Source organism: Streptomyces tanashiensis, from assembly GCF_014648895.1.
Taxonomy (GTDB): domain Bacteria; phylum Actinomycetota; class Actinomycetes; order Streptomycetales; family Streptomycetaceae; genus Streptomyces; species Streptomyces tanashiensis.
On record NZ_BMRZ01000008.1, the window covers coordinates 224157 to 240302 of the forward strand.

General features: G+C 69.5%; 13 protein-coding genes and 1 pseudogene. 9 read left to right on the forward strand and 5 right to left on the reverse strand.

Annotation, left to right across the window (positions count from 1 at the left end; all coding sequences use genetic code 11):
• Window positions 1-57 precede the first annotated feature (57 nt).
• Window positions 58-1725: a serine protease gene (locus IE237_RS24205; RefSeq protein ID WP_189804201.1), complete on the reverse strand. Its 1668-nt coding sequence runs from the start codon at window positions 1723-1725 to the stop codon at window positions 58-60.
• Window positions 1726-2084: 359 nt separating this feature from the next.
• Here IE237_RS24205 and IE237_RS24210 point away from each other — a divergent pair, with 359 nt between their 5' ends.
• The 6 genes from IE237_RS24210 (at window position 2085) to IE237_RS24235 (ending at window position 7893) form a co-directional block, all read left to right on the forward strand.
• Entirely contained in the window at window positions 2085-2705 is a 621-nt protein-coding gene (locus IE237_RS24210) for a response regulator transcription factor (RefSeq protein WP_189804202.1), read from the forward strand.
• A gap of 101 nt (window positions 2706-2806) precedes the next feature.
• On the forward strand, window positions 2807-4015 hold the full coding sequence (locus IE237_RS24215; RefSeq protein ID WP_189804203.1) for a hypothetical protein: 1209 nt from the start codon (window positions 2807-2809) through the stop codon (window positions 4013-4015).
• A gap of 45 nt (window positions 4016-4060) precedes the next feature.
• A complete protein-coding gene (locus tag IE237_RS24220; RefSeq protein ID WP_189804204.1) occupies window positions 4061-4297 on the forward strand; it encodes a hypothetical protein in 237 nt (78 codons plus the stop codon).
• 31 nt (window positions 4298-4328) lie between these two features.
• Window positions 4329-4553, forward strand: coding sequence for a hypothetical protein (locus IE237_RS24225; protein ID WP_189804205.1), 225 nt, complete (start codon window positions 4329-4331; stop codon window positions 4551-4553).
• A 47-nt stretch (window positions 4554-4600) separates the two neighbouring features.
• Window positions 4601-5887, forward strand: a complete 1287-nt coding sequence (locus IE237_RS24230; protein WP_189804206.1) for a DUF6895 family protein — start codon at window positions 4601-4603, stop codon at window positions 5885-5887.
• Window positions 5888-5928: 41 nt separating this feature from the next.
• Window positions 5929-7893, forward strand: a complete 1965-nt coding sequence (locus IE237_RS24235; protein WP_189804207.1) for a S41 family peptidase — start codon at window positions 5929-5931, stop codon at window positions 7891-7893.
• A gap of 144 nt (window positions 7894-8037) precedes the next feature.
• On the opposite strand, the gene IE237_RS24240 is transcribed toward IE237_RS24235, so the two are convergent.
• The 3 genes from IE237_RS24240 to IE237_RS24250 all read right to left on the reverse strand — a co-directional run bounded on the left by IE237_RS24240 (window position 8038) and on the right by IE237_RS24250 (window position 11863).
• A complete protein-coding gene (locus IE237_RS24240) occupies window positions 8038-9297 on the reverse strand; it encodes an acyltransferase family protein (RefSeq protein WP_189804208.1) in 1260 nt (419 codons plus the stop codon).
• 2 nt (window positions 9298-9299) lie between these two features.
• Window positions 9300-11375, reverse strand: coding sequence for a bifunctional polysaccharide deacetylase/glycosyltransferase family 2 protein (locus tag IE237_RS24245; RefSeq protein ID WP_189804282.1), 2076 nt, complete (start codon window positions 11373-11375; stop codon window positions 9300-9302).
• A gap of 233 nt (window positions 11376-11608) precedes the next feature.
• On the reverse strand, window positions 11609-11863 hold the full coding sequence (locus IE237_RS24250; protein ID WP_189804209.1) for a hypothetical protein: 255 nt from the start codon (window positions 11861-11863) through the stop codon (window positions 11609-11611).
• Between the two features lie 330 nt (window positions 11864-12193).
• On the opposite strand from IE237_RS24250, the gene IE237_RS24255 reads away from it, so the two are divergent.
• Entirely contained in the window at window positions 12194-13144 is a 951-nt protein-coding gene (locus IE237_RS24255; protein ID WP_189804210.1) for a glycoside hydrolase family 16 protein, read from the forward strand.
• 69 nt (window positions 13145-13213) lie between these two features.
• Here IE237_RS24255 and IE237_RS24260 read toward each other — a convergent pair whose 3' ends face one another.
• A complete protein-coding gene (locus IE237_RS24260; RefSeq protein ID WP_189804211.1) occupies window positions 13214-13873 on the reverse strand; it encodes a hypothetical protein in 660 nt (219 codons plus the stop codon).
• Window positions 13874-14170: 297 nt separating this feature from the next.
• Between IE237_RS24260 and IE237_RS41800 the strand changes: the two genes are divergently transcribed.
• Both IE237_RS41800 and IE237_RS24265 read left to right on the forward strand, forming a co-directional pair.
• Entirely contained in the window at window positions 14171-14548 is a 378-nt protein-coding gene (locus IE237_RS41800) for a hypothetical protein (RefSeq protein ID WP_440862295.1), read from the forward strand.
• A 101-nt stretch (window positions 14549-14649) separates the two neighbouring features.
• Window positions 14650-16132: pseudogene (locus tag IE237_RS24265) on the forward strand (RHS repeat-associated core domain-containing protein); the annotation flags it as partial.
• Window positions 16133-16146 lie beyond the last annotated feature (14 nt).

A 16146-nucleotide genomic window follows, 5' to 3' on the forward strand; every position in this document is an offset into this window, starting at 1 on the left:
GTGCGCGCGCCCCAGGGCGTGGGGACCCTCGGCAGGACGGAGACCCCGTCGGTACCCTCAGCGCGCCCCGGTCGCGGCACGCGTGACGTACGCGTCGAGGTGGGTCTGGGTGAGGGTGTTGCCGTGCGCGTCCGTCAGCTCCGCGCGCAGCGACACCGCCTTGCCGGGCCCCGGCGTCGTCACCGTGATCCGTCCGCCGGTCACCGGCGCATGCGTCCAGGTGGCGCCCCGGTCCGTCGACACGGACACGGTCAGCGAGCGCACGCCCGACCGCCGGGCCGCGCCCTCCACCGTCACCGCCACCCGGCTCGTGGTGTGCGCCGGGGCGGTGCCGTCGAGCGCGAGGTCGGGGCCGAAGCGTACGGCGCTCAGCGGAAGGTCGGTGGCGGTGGCCGTCGCGGCGGAGGTGAAGGTCCACGCCGCCGTGACGCTCCCGCGCGACTGCGTCGCGCTCGCCGTCAGCCGGTAGGCGGCCCGCCCCGCCGGCACCGTGAACGAGGCGTGCCCCGGCTTCTCGCCACGTCGGGTCGCCACCAGCGTGCCGTTGCGGTGCAGCGTGACCGTCGACGCGGTGAACAGGGGCGAGGACGGCACGTGGCCGTCGCCGTCGGCGAGCAGCGGCACCGTCAGGTCCAGGGTGTCGCCGGTGCGCTGCGCGACGGGCCGTGCGCCGGGCGAGCAGTCCAGGGCCGGGCCGAAGACCGGGAGGTCGAAGGTGTGCACCGTGGTGGAGCCGGGCGTGAACGAGCGCCCGAGGACGAAGTAGTGGTTGGTGGGCCCCTCCTCTCCGGACGGCGAGCCGTACACGAGGTCCCAGGTGCCGCGCTCGGGCGTGAGGAGGAACGTCCCGGTGCCCCCCGGCGGCACGGCCAGCCCCAGCGCCGGGGAGGGGCCCGCCGACGGCGAGAACTCGACGAGGGCCGTTCCCGGGCCGGACGCGGGCACCCCGGGGCGCACCACCAGCGTGGCCAGCTCGGCCTGCGTCGGGTGCCGGACCAGACCGTTCAGCGCCCGCTCGCCCCGGAAGGCGTAGCCGAGGGCGCAGACGCCGCCCGGCCGGCTCCAGTACGAGTCCACCCAGGTCCGCACGGCCCCGCGCTCGGCGTCCGGCCCCAGGTGCGCCACGCGCAGGTCGAGCGACATCGTCATCAGGTTCGCCAACCCGGTGACCCCCTCGTAGGTCACCTCGGCGAACGCCCCGGCCTGCTCGAACCTGGCGTCGCCGACCGGCGGCCGGATGTCCACCGGGCGCGCGACCCGGGCGTCGAGCACGAGGGTCATGTCACGGTCGACGTCCAGCCGGGGCTGCACGAGCCAGTCGTTCCCCCAGGTCCCCTCCCCCACCGGCCTGGTGGCGAGGGCGGAGTCGAGCAGGTATCGCCCGGCGGGCACCTGGACGGTGACGGTGCTGGGCAGGTTCTTCAGCTCCCGCCCGCTGCCGGCGTCGGGCCCGGACAGCGCGGTCAGCAGGGTGCGGTAGTCGGTGGTCGGCGCGCCGTCGCGGCCCAGGTGGACGAGGGTCAGCGCGTACGTGCCGGAGACGCCGCGCGTCCGCTCCCCGACGGGCGCGGCGTGGGCCGTGGCGGCCGGGAGGCAGACCGCGGCGGTGCCGGCGGCCGTCGCGGCACCGAGCCCGCGCAGCACGGACCGGCGCGACGCCGTCCGGGCGGGGACGGACGGAACGGAAAGGAAGGACGAGAGAGAGTGCTTCGAGAAGACGTTCATGATCAGCACTGGACCGACGGGCCCCCGCGTTCCCGTGAGCCGCGTCACATCCCCTTCGCGTCACCGAGGTGGCGGTCGCCGGCCCGCCAGGGGCGCGCACCGGCAGGAGGGGCGGAAGGCGTGGCCCGGCCGGGGACGCGCACGCTCTCTCACCATTTGAATCGCCAATGCCCTTTACGGGCAGCGAACTTAGCCGTCGCCCTCACCTTCTTCGCCCTGCCCTGACCGACTTGCAGCGGTGACATCCGCGCGTAGGATGATTCAGGTCCGTGCCCCAAAGAACCTCCGCCGCCACCTGCGCGCATCCGATGGGTCGAGGCGCGGAATCCAACCGCTCTGCATTCACCTCTGAAGGTCCCATGGACACCGAACTCAGGCACGTAGCGGTTGTCGGTGACTGCCCGATGATGCGCCACGGGCTCTGTCACCTGATCGACTCGGTGGAGGATCTTTCACTCGTCGCTTCCTGCGCATCGATCAGCGATTTCGACATTTCCACGACCCCAGCCGAAATCGTGATCCTCGACCTGCGGCTCCCCATGCGGGAACTGGCCGGCATCGTGTCCGGGCGGCTCGGCAGTGACCGATGCGCGGTGGTCGTCATCTCGGACCCCGTGCAGATCGACATCGCATCGATCGTCCGAGCCGGCGTGCGCGGCTGTCTGAGCAGGCGGGCGGACGAATCCGAGACCGTGGCCGCCCTCCGCGTGATCGGCTCCGGCGGCACCTTCGTCTCCCCCGATCTGACCTCGTATCTGCTGGTGGACGCCGGTCTCCTCACAGACCGGGAACGTCAGGTCCTGGAGCTGGTGGCCAAAGGCGAGCGAGACAGGGACATCGCCCTCCTGCTGGGCGTCAGCGAGAACACCGTCCACTCGCACCTGGACCGGCTGCGCAACAAGACAGGATGCCGCCGCCGAGCCGACCTCACCCGATTCGCGCTCCAGCAGGGGTTGACGTACAGGTCCACCGTGCCGTGAGTGGGTGGAAACACCCACACAAATAGGGGAACATTTCACTCTTGTCCGCCCTGAGGCCGATCAGGACAATGAATCCGGGGACGGAAATCTTGTGAGGCACCATGTCCGGAACAGACCCGTTGAGCGGCTTTACCGCACTCGGCGACAGACTGGAAGCCGCGTGGCGTTTCCGTGACTACTCCGAGGATGCGTTTCCCGGGATCTGCGCGGAAGAACTGGACCGCACGACAGCCCTCGACGGGTTCGATCCATTCGAATTCGCGGCAGAGGCAGCGTGCACGCCGGAACTACCACGCCAGGAGGACATCCGCGCCGAATTCGGCCAGCCCCCGCTCACGGTGTACCGGACGGACCGCTTCTACATCACCCTGCTGTACTGGCAGACATCGACGACGTCCGTCCACGAGCACGGATTCCAGGGCGCCTTCCGGGTGGCGTCGGGAGCGAGCCTGCACAGCGCATGGCGATTCGATCGAACGTCCGAGGTGTCGCGCCATCTGCTCATCGGCGAGGTCGAACGTACCTCCTCGGAACTTCTGACAGTCGGGGATGTCCGCCCGATCCGCCCGGGAGCCGCGGGGGCACACGCCCTCTTCCACCTCGATCACCCGTCGGTGACGCTCGTCGCGCGTACCCATGCCGATCCGCGAGCGCAGCCCCAGTACGAGTACCACCCGCCGTCACTGGCGGTCGACCCGTTCTTCGTCGACCCGACCATGAGCCGACGCATCCAGTTGCTCCGCCTGCTCCGGCGGGACGAACAGCGATACCGGCAGTGCATGTGCGCGTCGCTGGAGACGGCAGACCTGCTCTCCGCTGTCACGCTCATGTTCGAGGCCTGCCGCACGAACGTCGACGACGCGTTCATGAGCGACCTCCTCGCCGTGGTGGCCCGTCAGTACCCGGCGGCCGGCGAGCCGCTGAGGAGCGCCTGCAGGGAAGCGGTACACGAACTCCAGCTCACCGCGCTCCGGCAACGTGTACTGGACCCGGGTGCGCGCCTCGTCCTCGCTCTTGTCCTCAACGACCTGGACCGCGAGACCTCGTTGAGGCTCTTCGGCCGACGGCGCCCGGGAGACCCTGTCGCCGCGATGGCGGACGCGATCGGCACGCTGCTGTCGGAAGGCGAGGGGATCCACGTGGTGGAGCCCATACCCGAGATCCTTCGCAGCCTGCTACGGGGAGAGGCCGCGAACGACGCGCCGGAACCGTCCGCCGGTGGCTTCGAAGCCGCATCGGTCCGGACCATATCCGCTGTACTGGCCGGTTCGCCCTTGATCAGGAAGCTGCTGAGACCGGCGACGGTCTGAGCAGCTCGGACGAGGGAGAGCGCGGCAATTCGGAGGGAGTGTCACATGCCATCGGTGCCCGGAAAGGAAGACCTGGGGAGTGTTCTCGAATCGCTCTCCCAGAGCAAACTGCTCAATCTCGAGGACTCGGTGCGGAAGGACCTGACACCCGAGGTGCTCAAGGCAGCCTCGGAGGACGGGACAGCCGTCTTCTGCGGCACCAGCTTCATGCTGGTCCTACGGCCGCAGGTACCCGGGGGTCCTCACCCCCAGGTCTTCGTCGGCGGCCTCCCGGAGAAGTGAAGGACCGACCAGCGATCAGAAGGGAAACGTCATGCCCACACCAGACGCAGGCACGCCGGCACCGGATGCACCCCAGAAGAAGGACCTGGAGAGCATCATGAACGAACTCGCCGACAGCAAACTCCTCAACCTTGAGGCCTCGGTTCGCGACACCCTCCCGTCCGACTTCCTCCGGTCTGCCTCGGACGACGACGGGGTTCTCGTGGTGAACAACAACTACTTCCTGGTGGTCAAGCCCATTCCCCCGCTCAAGTAGTGGTTCGTACCGTCATCCATGCCTCTCGTCTTCATCTGGGGACTGCCGTGACCGCCTTCTGCCAGGATCCGCCCGCAAGCGATGCCCGTCTGTTCGCAGCGGACCTGAGTGCCCGGATCCACGGAGTGCTCTCGTTCGCCACAGGGCACCTGCGCGAGCTGGATCGGTATGCGGCGTTCTGGCACGACCGGAGCGACGAGCTTGTCCGCAAGCAGGACAAGCTCGTCGCCGAGACGGTGATGCTCCTACTGGTGTCGAAGCGCGCAGGCCTCGCGGACGACGACTCCTGGCAGGAGCTCGTGACGCATTGTGCGCGGTGGTGCCGAAGCGACCGCGTCAGATACTCGCTCGCCAGACACCCCAAGGCGGTCACCAGCTTGGGCACCGGACATCTGCTGCTGTCCGCCCTCGGGTACCCGGACGAACCCCTGGACAAGATCGTTGCCGGGGCACTGGACACGGGACAGGTCGAGCCGCACGAGCGTGTTCCGTTTCGCCAGTTGGAACAGCACTGGCTGGCATGGCAGGTGCCACCCGACAAATTCGAAAGGCCCGTATGCGGTTCACTTCCCCCCTGGGACCCGAGGATGTCGATCCTCGCCGTGGACCACCTCGGCATCTATGCCGGCCGGGAGGACTGTTACGCACTCACCCACACACTGATGTACGCCACCGACTTCGGAAAGCGGCAGCTCACCGGAATCGACCCGGTCGCGGTCAGATCAGCCGTCGCGTCAGCGATCTGCTTCGCCCTGGTCATCGGCGACTTCGACGTCCTGGGCGAATTGCTGCTCGCCGACGCGGTGATCCCCGGGAACGCGTCCAGCGCGGCCCACTGCGGATGGGCACTGCGCACGTCCGTGCTGAGCGGACGGGGAACCCTGCCGGACCCTTCGTTCCGGCAGGACGAGTACGACGGCACGAGCGGCGAGGAGCGGCGGGCCTACCGGTTCCTTCACCAGTACCACGTGGAGTACGTCGATGCGCTGCTGTGCGCCGTACTCCTGGCGCGCGGGTCGACCTGGCCCGGCGGGGCGGTCGAGCCGGAGAGCGCCGGTCGTACCCTCGATGTTCAGCACGTGGTGGACATCGCCTGGCCGCCCCGGACCGCTGACACCAGCTCGGCTGTCGTCGAGCAGCTGCGCGCGCTTCCTGTCCGTCCCGATCGGCTGGCCGAAACCGTCTGGGAGACCGCTGTGGTCGCCACGGTCCTGCGCTACGACCTGCGTGCGCTGCTGCGGTTGCTGCGGGAGTTCCGGGACACGCCGGCGGAATCGTCGAAGGGCTACCGCACGGCGGCCCGGTTCCTGTCGAACCAGGCGGCACTTCTCTGAATGCGCGTGCAGGCCGATACTCGCGCGCGAAAGGAGTGATCATGACTCCTGCCAACGGGGCCGTACCTCCCGCCGTTCCCCTGCCGCCGGACGCCGGTCCCACCGTCGACGACCCGACCGGTACCGGCACCACGGGACCGGCCTCCGCGACCACCCTCGCGACGTTCCTGCGTGGCACGGGTGGGCTGACCCTGGACGAGCGGACGCTGATCGTCGGCCAAGCCCTCGTCCTCCTGGAGCAGAACTACGTGCACCTGCCCCTCAAGACCGCGATGTACGCGGTGAACCCCGTGCAGCGACTGCGTCTGTTGAGGAGACGGCTCGAACGGCAGAGGGCGGGCACCATGCCCGTGGAGTGGCTCTTTCATGCCGAACTATCCGACATCTTCCATTCCGTACGGGATCTGCACACCAACTACCTCCTTCCCGAACCCTTCTCGGGCGCCGTTGCGTTCCTGCCGTTCCTCGTCGAGGAGTGCTTCGACACCGGCGGTCCTCACTATCTGGTGACACACATCGCCGAGGGCTTCACCGCACCACAGTTCGAACCAGGCGTGGAGGTCACGCACTGGAACGGCATCCCCATCCGTACCGCCATCGACCTCAATGCCGCCCGGTTCGCCGGCAGCAACCCGGCCGCTCGCAGGAGCCGTGGGCTGGAATCGCTCACCCTGCGCCCGCTTCTGATCCATCTCCCGCCGTCCGAGGAGTGGGTGACTCTGAGCTATGTCGGTGTCGACGGCAGACCCGCGGAACTACGTCAGGACTGGCAGGTCATGGTGAATCCGCCGCCGCCCGGCGGCGCAGGCGGCACCGGCTCCGCAGCTCTGGACGACGGTGTCGATCTCGAGACGGACGAAACCGGCAGGGCGAAGATCGCCCTCTTCGCCCCGCAGGTCATCGCCCGGGAACGCGCTGCCCCGGCCCCGCCCTCACCTGCGGGCGGGACGGACAGCACGGACGAGGTCGTGTCCTCCATGCCACGGGTGTTCCGGGCGAGGACGATCAGGACACCGTCCGGCACCTTCGGGCACCTTCGCATCTTCACCTTCAGCACCGAGTCACCCGCCGCCTTGGTCGGCGAGTTCGTGCGACTGCTGGACGAGTTGCCGCAGAACGGCCTCGTGATCGACGTACGCGACAACGGAGGCGGCAGCATCGGTGCGGCCGAATCCCTCCTGCAGACCCTCACCCCGCGCCGTATCTCGCCGGAGCCCATGCAGTTCATCAACACCCCCCTCAATCTGAGGCTCTGTCGCGGCAACCCCGCCCTCGGCGTCTGGGTGCCGTCGATGGAGCAGGCGACCGAGATCGGCGCGACGTTCTCCGGAGCGTTCCCCCTCACCTCGGATTCGGATGCCAATGCCATCGGGCAGCAGTACTTCGGGCCGGTCGTCCTGGTCACCAACGCACGCTGCTATTCGGCCACGGACATCTTCTCCGCGGGCTTCCAGGACCACCGGATCGGTGCCGTGCTCGGCACGGACGAGAACACCGGCGCCGGAGGTGCCAATGTCTGGACGCACCAGCGGCTCCTCGCCCAATTCGCCGACGGCGACGGAAGCCCGTACACGACACTGCCGAGGACCGCGGGCATGCGGGTGGCGATCCGCCGGACGCTCAGGGTCGGTGCCCAGTCGGGGACGCCGGTGGAGGATCTCGGCGTCGCCCCCGATGCGCTCCACCAGATGACCCGCAGGGACCTGTTGGAGGACAACGTCGACCTTCTCGCCGAGGCCGGCAGGATCCTCGCTGCCCGCCCCCGGCACGAACTCGCCATCAGGGGAGTGTCACCGGGTGACGCCTCCCTGACCCTCTCCGTCCGGACGGAGGCCATGGACCGGCTGGACGTCTACGTGGACGACCGCCCCCGCGCGTCGGTGGATGTCGTGGACGGCGAGACCGAGCTCGGTGTGCCGGGCGTGGTGACCACGGCCTCCGTCCGCATCGACGGATTCAGCGCAGGAGAGCTCGTGGGGAGACGCAGGGTCGTCCCCTCCGCGTGAACGGATGAGGAGGCTTGAGGGGAGAGGTCGGAAGCGAACCAGCCCTGCGCCGGGGTGTCCTCCTCAACCGGGACGACAACGACCTTGCGGTGGCGCGGGTCGTTGCCGTCCGTCCCTGCCCGTCCGCGGTTCGGGCGGCACGCGTCAGGCGCCGGCCCGGCGCCTGCCCCGCACGCGGCGCGGGTACGGGAAGAGTCGCGGAGAGCGTTTCGCGGCCACGTCCTCGACCCAGCCGAAGGTCAGCACCAGCAGTCCGATCAGTGGGATCGCCACCATCAGCGGAAACCACTGGCTGGTCAGCAGCCACTGGAAGTGCGCGTAGAAGAAGCCGACGGACCAGAGGGGGTCGATCAGCGGGATGGCGGCCACCAACGCGGCCTCGTGCCAGAGGTAGACGCTGACAGCGCGTGCGTTGAGCAGGCTGATCAGGCCGTTCCAGCGTTCCAGAGGTCGGGGCCAGTGTTCCCAGGAGGGACTGACGTGGAGCAGGATGGCGACGAAGCCGAAGGACCACAGGGCCTGGGCTATCGGCCAGCTCTCGATGTCGGTGGGCACGGTCGGGTCGACCGGTCGGGTCTGGAGGTACCACCAGCCGGCCACCATGATCAGCGGCGCGACGGACGGCACGACGTACTGCGGGATCTTCTTGAGCAGGCCCTCCTGGTGAGCCATGCCGAGGATCCAGCAGGAGCCGAAGGTGGCGAAGTCGCTGCCGGTCTCCCAGACGCGGCTGTAGACGAACTCCTGGTCGGTGAAGAACGTGTTCATCACGATCGACAGCGCGAGCGGCACGGACAGCGTCACCACCGGCATCCGCCGCAGCGCCCACAGCATCAACGGTGACAGCAGGACGAACCAGAGGTACGCGCGCAGGTACCAGAGCGGGACGATGACCTGCACCGCCCAGCCCTGCCCCACAAGATGGTCGAAACCGTTCAGTGATTCGGCGTACGGCGGAGTGCTCAGCGGCACGAGCCAGAACAGCAGCTTGCCCCACCACCAGTCGGGGTGCCCCTCGGCCTCGGGCCCCCAGCCGTCGGCGATCTCGAGGGTGAGCATGACCGCGCCGAACAGCCACATCGGCGGCAGCAGTCGGCGCAGGCGGCCCCGGACGACGCCGAGGGCGGGCCGGCTGAGGGACCGGGCCATCAGCGACCCGGCCAGCGCGAACATCACGCCCATCGACGGGAAGACGACGGGCAGCCAGAACCAGCCGAAGTTGTGGTAGAGCACCACGCGCACCAGTGCCAGGGCGCGCAGCAGGTCGAGATAGCGGTCCCGGCCGCCCTTGCGCGGGGACGGTGTCGACGGCTCCGGCTCCGGCCGGATCTCCTGTCGCAGCGCGGCGGGGATCCTCAGCCGGACGGTGTCCTGGGTTCCCCCGAACTCGAAGGATGCGGTCATGGTCAGGCCTCCACCGGTGCGGCGACCTCGCCGGTGCGCCGGAGCTTCTGCCAGCGCAGTCGGCCACCGGTCAGCGCCGTGATCGTGGACTGCAACAGGACGATGTACATCAGCTGCCGATAGACCAGCTGCTGGATCGGCAGGCTGATCAGATGCAGGGGCTTCTCGCCGTCGAGCCGGAAGGCGTACCACGACAGCACGGCCTGGAGCAGGATGAAGCCGCCCCAGCTGGCGAGGGTGATCGGGGCGTCCGCGAACAGCACGCCGTACAGCAGGAACATGTCGACCAGCGGCGCGAGCAGCGGGGCGACCACGCCGAACATCACGACGAGCGGCAGCCCGAGCCGGCCGAAGCGTCCGGCCGGGCCGCGGGAGGTCACGGCGCGGCGGTGCTTCCACATCGCCTGCATGCTGCCGTAGCTCCAGCGGTACCGCTGGGACCAGAGCTGCTGGAGGCTGGCGGGGGCCTCGGTCCAGGCGCGGGCGCGCTCGGCGTAGACGATCCGCCAGCCGTCGCAGAGCACCGCCATCGTGATGTCGGTGTCCTCGGCGAGGGTGTCGTCGCTCATCCCGCCGACCCGCCGCAGGGCCTCCTTGCGGAAGGCGCCGACCGCGCCGGGGATGGTCGGGATGACGTTCAGCATGTCGTACATCCGGCGGTCCAGGTTGTGGCCGAGGACGTACTCGATGTGCTGCCAGGCGCCGATCAGGCTCTCGCGGTTGCCGACCTTGGCGTTGCCCGCGACCGCGCCGATCGTCCCGTCGCCGAACGGCTGGACCAGCTCGCGCACGGTGGACGGCTCGAAGACGGTGTCGCCGTCCATCATCACGACGATGTCGTGCGACGCGGCCGCGATACCGGTGTTGAGCGCGGTGGACTTGCCGCCGTTGGCCTGGCGGATCAGCCGGACGAACGGCATGGCCATCGCCTCGACGATGTCCGCCGTGCCGTCCGTGGAGCCGTCGTCGATGACGATGACCTCGATCGGATAGTCACTGGCGGCCAGCGAGTTGAGGGTGTTCGCGATGCACTCGCGTTCGTTGTAGGCCGGGACGAGGACGGTGACGGGCTCGGTGACGGGTGGTCCCCACGCGTTCCGCCGCCGGGAGCGTCGGGCGTGGAGCGGTGCGAGGACGAGCATCAGCGCGAACCGGCCGAAGTTGAGGAAGCCGACGACAGCCAGCAGCGCGACCAGCACCGGCAGGGTGAGCACGGCGGCCTGGCTGGCCCAGATGTACCCCTTGCCCGCCCACAGCTGGTAGCCGTGCACGGGCACGGTGGCGTCGGTGGCGCCGAGCGCCTCGGAGATGGTGCCGAAGCGGTAGCCCTCGCCCTGCAGTTTGTCGATGATCTGCTCGAGCGCGGCGATGGTCTCGGTACGGTCACCACCCGCGTCGTGCAGCAGGATCAGCTCGCCCGCGCCGGGCCTGCGCGGCATCGCCGCCTTGACGATCGCGTCCACGCCGGGACGCTTCCAGTCGTGGGTGTCGCGGTCGATGAACGCGGTGAGGTAGCCGTGGGAACCCACGTACTTGATCACCGGGTAGTTCCAGTCGTCGAGCGCCGAGGCGTCGGAGGAGTACGGCGGGCGGAACAGCGCGCTGTGGACGCCCGCGACGCCGGCCAGCGCCAGCTGCGTCTGCGCCAGCTCCCAGCTGATCCGGGCTTCGGACTGGTACACCAGATCGGGGTGGGTGAAGGTGTGCACGCCGATCTCGTGGCCGCCCGCGACGATCTGCCGGATCAACTCCGGGTGGCGCGTGGTCATCGCGCCGGTCACGAAGAAGACCGCATGGATGTCGTGGGCCGCGAGCACGTCCAGGATCTTCGGGGTCCACTCCGGCGAGGGGCCGTCGTCGAAGCTCAGGACCACGGTGCGGTCGGGGACCCGATAGCTCACCGGGTGCTCGTTCTTGTCACCGCGCGCGTCGATGATCGGGCCGCCCTTGAGCAGGTTCTCCGGCACCGTCGTCTTGTCGACCGAGGTCGCGATCCGGGTGTCGTGGAACGCCTCGTTGGTGGCGAGGCCGCGGAGGACGAGGAGCGCGAGCAGACAGGCCAGCAGGGACAGCGGCATGAAGAAGCGCAGCGGCGGCGCAGCCAGTCGGCGCGGCCTCAGCAGGGACTGCCGACGACGCTGGTGGCGGGACAAGGGCGCTCCTGGAGATGGGTGGTGCGGACGGTCAGGCCGCTCGGCCGGCCCGCAGGCGTAGCTCCGGGCGGTACGACGGTCGCGGGTATGTCATGGAATGTCGCGACATTCGGCGTGATGGCCGAACTCTTCGGGTGAGGCGTCGCAGACCGTGCCCTCTAGCGGGAGGGCGACAAGGGCCCCCAGGCGGGCAGGTACGCGGGCTTCGGCGGTATCCCCATCGCCGGGGCGTCCGACTGCATGCCGATCAGGCTGCTGCCCATGGCGGCCGCCAGGATCGCTCCGACCACGGAGACCGGCCAGCCGAACCGTCGGAACAGACGGCTGCGCAGGCCCGACTGGTCGACGAACACCGGCGCCGGAGCGGGCTCCACCTGACGTGATTCGGCCACGTCGGGCTGTGCGGAGTACACCGATCCGCGCCCGGAGGATGTGGCGACTTGGCGCATTGTTTGTGGCCTTTTTGTGCAGGGTGTGGAGACCGCTGAAGCGTAGAGCGGACCGTAGCGCATGACACGCATCGATTGGTGTGCGATGTGCGCATTTGACATGATCCGATCGGGCGTCGTAACCGGATCGGTATCTCAACGGGCACATCCCGACCCGTGAGTGGCCGGGTCGTGAACACGAGGCGGGATGGCTTGAATCCTTCGCTAGGATGACCGCTCGATTCCTGCGATCAGCGGTGGATCCGCATGCAACGGGCGTGTCCAGTCACCGCCTCTACGCCCCAAGGAGCCTGTGTGAGCCAGCCCCGCCGCACCTCTCGTCGCCGAGCGTGGACCGCGTTCACGCTGCCCGCCCTCCTGTGCGTACTCGCCGCGTGTTCCGCCGACCCCGCGACCGGCGGGGGCGCCGACGCCGCCGGGCCCGCGCGGGACGCCTCGCCGACGCCCACCGGACCGCCGGGAACCCTGTTCGACGACTTCGACTACACCGGCGCCGACGACCCTTCCCTCGCCGCGCACGGCTGGGAGATCCGAACCGGCGGGGGCGGCCCGGGGATCAAGGACACCTGGAGCGCCGACGGCGCCGCCTTCCCCTCCGACCCGACGGCCGAGGGGGGCAAGGTCCTACGGCTGCGCTCCTCCACCGACGGCACCGAGCAGGGCACCACGCAGGTCGAGGTTCAGACCACGAGCCGGAACTTCTTCCGGGGAACCTTCGCCGCCCGGGTCCACCTCAGCGACAAGCCCACGAGCGGACGCGACGGCGACCACGTCGTCCAGACCTTCTTCCCGATCTCCCCCTCGGACTCCTCGGAGAAGTACAGCGAACTCGACTTCGAGTACCTGCCGAACGGCGGCTGGGGCTCGGTGGGTCCCCAGCTCGACAACGTCAGCTGGTACAAGGCCGATCCGCCGGACCGGGTCCACCACACCCTCGAGCGGCGCCTCGAGGGCTGGCACACCATGATGATCACCGCCATGGACGGAAAGGTCGCCTACTCCCTGGACGGCAAGGAGCTCTTCACCAGCTCCGGCAAGTACGTCCCGCGCGAGCAGATGGACATCCACTTCAGCAACTGGCTCATCGACCTCCCCTTCACCGGTGGCCCGCGCACCTGGGACATGAAGGTCGACTGGGTCTACTACAAGGCCGACGAGGCCGTCTCCCGGGCGGACGTCCAGAAGACGGTGGACGGCTTCCAGGGCACCGGCACCGACTACATCGACACCGTCCCGAAGCCCTGACCCCAACCGCGCCGGCTCAGGCACGCAGCCGTACGGCGAGCGTGGCGAGCCAGGCGCCGGGGCTGAACGTCACCGGGGGTACGCGCCGGACCCGAACGGCGTCCGCCCCAGCCTCGCGGTGCAGCTTCCGGTACGCCGTCGCCGCCTCGCTGCGCCACCGCGCCTCGCCCCGGTCGACGATCGCGTCCGTCCGGCGCACCTGCCCGTCGACGTACGTCCGCATGGCGTCCAGTGCTGCTCGGCGAAGTGGGCGTGGACGGCGTCGAGCAGGTGGCGGACGCGTGCGTGGGTCACGTAAGGCATGAGGGTGGCGAAGGCCGCGTCGAACTCTGCGGGCGTGCGGAACAGGTACAGGATGCGCTGCAACTCCCCGGCGAGGTTGCCGAGTCGCTCATGGCAGTCGGGGTGCTCGCTGGTCAGGACCTCGTCCAAGGCCTCGTCCACGCTGTCGTACTCCCCCGAGACCATCGACGAGACGAAGGCCGAGGTCAGCGGGAACCGTCCGCTCGCCTCCCAGTCGGACAACGGCAGCTCTGTCATGTCCGGGTAGGAACGGAACTGGCGTTCCCGGATGAGAGCGGCCAGCGAACGCAGGAACTCCGCCGCCGGATCGTCGCCGGCGGCCCTCGCGAGTGCCTGGCGGTACTCCGCGGGCCTGGTCTCGAACGCCTCGGTGCCGACCTCGTCGGCCAGGTGGTCGAGCAGCGAGGCCAGCACCGCGGACGGCATCGCCGCTGACGTCGCCCTGGAATCCAGCAGGAAGCGGGACAGGCGCTGGAGTTCGTCCTCCAGCGGTGCGGCCCCCCGGGCTACGGGACGCGACGGCGACGCGCAGCAGGAGCCCTACCGCGCCCTGGGTGAGGAACTGGGCGTTGAAACCCGCGAGGACGGCGGAGGACCGGGCCGAGGACCGCACCGAGGCCCTCGGCGATGCCGTCGGCGGGTCAACGTGCGCTTGAGTCAGTCAAGTGCGCTGGTCCCCAGCCGGTCCTCATGCCGACATTGCTGTTTTGCCATCAGGGAAGCGTGCACGTAAGGGAGGTCGTCGCGACGACCGACCCGCTCGGCAACACCGTCCATCAGAGCTGGGACCGCCACGACAACCTGCTCAGCCGTACGGACGCCCTGGGCCACACCACCCGTCTCGACTGGGACGAGCGCGGGAACCTGACCGCCGTGCGCAACCCCGACGGGACCGCGCTCTCCTGCGTCTACAACGACCTCGATCTGCCGCTGACCACCGTGCTTCCGGACGGCACGGAGCTGCGCCAGGAGTACGACGCGCGGGGCAACCGCATCCGGTCGACCGACGAGCACGGCGCCACGACCACGTTCGAGTACGACGGGTCGAGGCCGACGGGTCGGAGCAGAGTTGGACGTACGACGGGGAGGGCAACTGCCTGACCCACACCGACGCGCTGGGCGGCGTCGCACGGTTCACGTACACGCACTTCGACCTCATGCGCTCGCGTACCGCTCCGGACGGCGTGCGCCACGAGTTCGTGCACGACACCGAGCGGCGTCTCACCCAGGTGGTCAACCCCCAGGGAATGACCTGGAACTACTCCTACGACGCGGCGGGCCGGCTGGCCGGCGAGACCGACTTCGACGGCCGCTCCGTCGGGTACACGTACGACGCGGTGGGCCGCACGACCAGCCGTACCAATGCGCTGGGTCAGCAGGTCCGTTACGAGCACGACGCTCTCGGGCGGATCCTCCGGAAGGACGCCGACGGGCAGGTCACGGCCTTCGACTACGACCTGTGCGGTCGGCTCGTCGCGGCCACCGCTCCCGGTGTCACCCTGTCCATGACCCGGGACGAGTGGGGTCGGCCGACCGCGGAGTCCGTCAACGGGCGGACGCTTACGCACGCGTACGACGCCCTGGGCCACCGTACGGGTCGCACCACGCCCGTCGGGGTGACGAGCCAGTGGGCGTTCGACGCGGCAGGCAACCGCACCCGGCTGACCACGGCTGGGCGCACGATCGACTTCGGCTACGACGCGGCCGGACGCGAGACCACCCGGGACTTCGGAGGTGCTTTCACCCTCGCGCACGCCTACGACGAGCTGGGCCGTCTGACGACCCAGTCGGTACGGGACGCGGCCGGCCGGAGTCTCCACCGCCGCGACTACGGCTACCGCGCCGACCACACCCTCACGTACACGGACGACCAGCACACCGGACGGCGTACCTTCGACCTGGATGCCGTCGGCCGGGTCACGGCGGTCCACGCGGAGGGCTGGAGCGAGCGGTACGCCTACGACGAGGCGGGCAACCAGACCGAGGCCGACTGGCCCCGTGCCCACCCCGGTCATGAGGCGACGGGCGCGCGTTCCTACACCGGCACCCGGGTCGAACACGCCGGCCGGGTGCGCTACGAGCACGACGGCCAGGGTCGGGTCACCCTGCGCCGGAAGGCGCACCTCTCCGGCAAGGTGGAGAGCTGGCGCTACACCTGGGACGCCGAGGACCGGCTCGTGGGGGCCGTCACCCCGGACGGGACGCGCTGGCGCTACCTCTACGACCCGTCCGGGCGGCGGGTCGCCAAACAGCGGCTGGACGACGCGGGCGAGGTGGTCGAGCGTACCGACTTCACCTGGGACGGCCTGCTCCTGTGCGAGCAGGTGACCACCTCGGCCGAGCTGCCCCGTCCAGTCGCCCTCACCTGGGACCACCAGGGGACACGTCCCGTCGCCCAGACCGAGCACCTCGCCGGTCAGGACGAGGTCGACCACCGCTTCTTCGCGATCGTGACCGATCTCGTGGGCACACCGAGGGAACTGCTCGACGAGAACGGCGAAACGGCCTGGCGTACCCGCACCACCCTGTGGGGCACGACGACCTGGGCGGCGGACAGCGTCGCCCCCGCTGCGATTCCCGGGCCAGTACTTCGACCCGGAGACGGGCCTCAACTACAACCACTTCCGGCACTACGACCCCGAGGTGGCGCGCTACCTCACCTCCGACCCGCTGGGCCTGGCCCCGGAGTGCCCGACCTT

Coding starts and splice junctions, on each gene's coding strand:
- IE237_RS24235 (WP_189804207.1), top strand. CDS start 5,929: ATGACTCCTGCCAACGGGGCCGTACCTCCCGCCGTTCCCCTGCCGCCG.
- IE237_RS24245 (WP_189804282.1), bottom strand. CDS start 11,375: ATGCCGCTGTCCCTGCTGGCCTGTCTGCTCGCGCTCCTCGTCCTCCGC.
- IE237_RS24205 (WP_189804201.1), bottom strand. CDS start 1,725: ATGAACGTCTTCTCGAAGCACTCTCTCTCGTCCTTCCTTTCCGTTCCG.
- IE237_RS24215 (WP_189804203.1), top strand. CDS start 2,807: ATGTCCGGAACAGACCCGTTGAGCGGCTTTACCGCACTCGGCGACAGA.
- IE237_RS24225 (WP_189804205.1), top strand. CDS start 4,329: ATGCCCACACCAGACGCAGGCACGCCGGCACCGGATGCACCCCAGAAG.
- IE237_RS24260 (WP_189804211.1), bottom strand. CDS start 13,873: ATGCCGTCCGCGGTGCTGGCCTCGCTGCTCGACCACCTGGCCGACGAG.
- IE237_RS24220 (WP_189804204.1), top strand. CDS start 4,061: ATGCCATCGGTGCCCGGAAAGGAAGACCTGGGGAGTGTTCTCGAATCG.
- IE237_RS24210 (WP_189804202.1), top strand. CDS start 2,085: ATGGACACCGAACTCAGGCACGTAGCGGTTGTCGGTGACTGCCCGATG.
- IE237_RS24240 (WP_189804208.1), bottom strand. CDS start 9,297: ATGACCGCATCCTTCGAGTTCGGGGGAACCCAGGACACCGTCCGGCTG.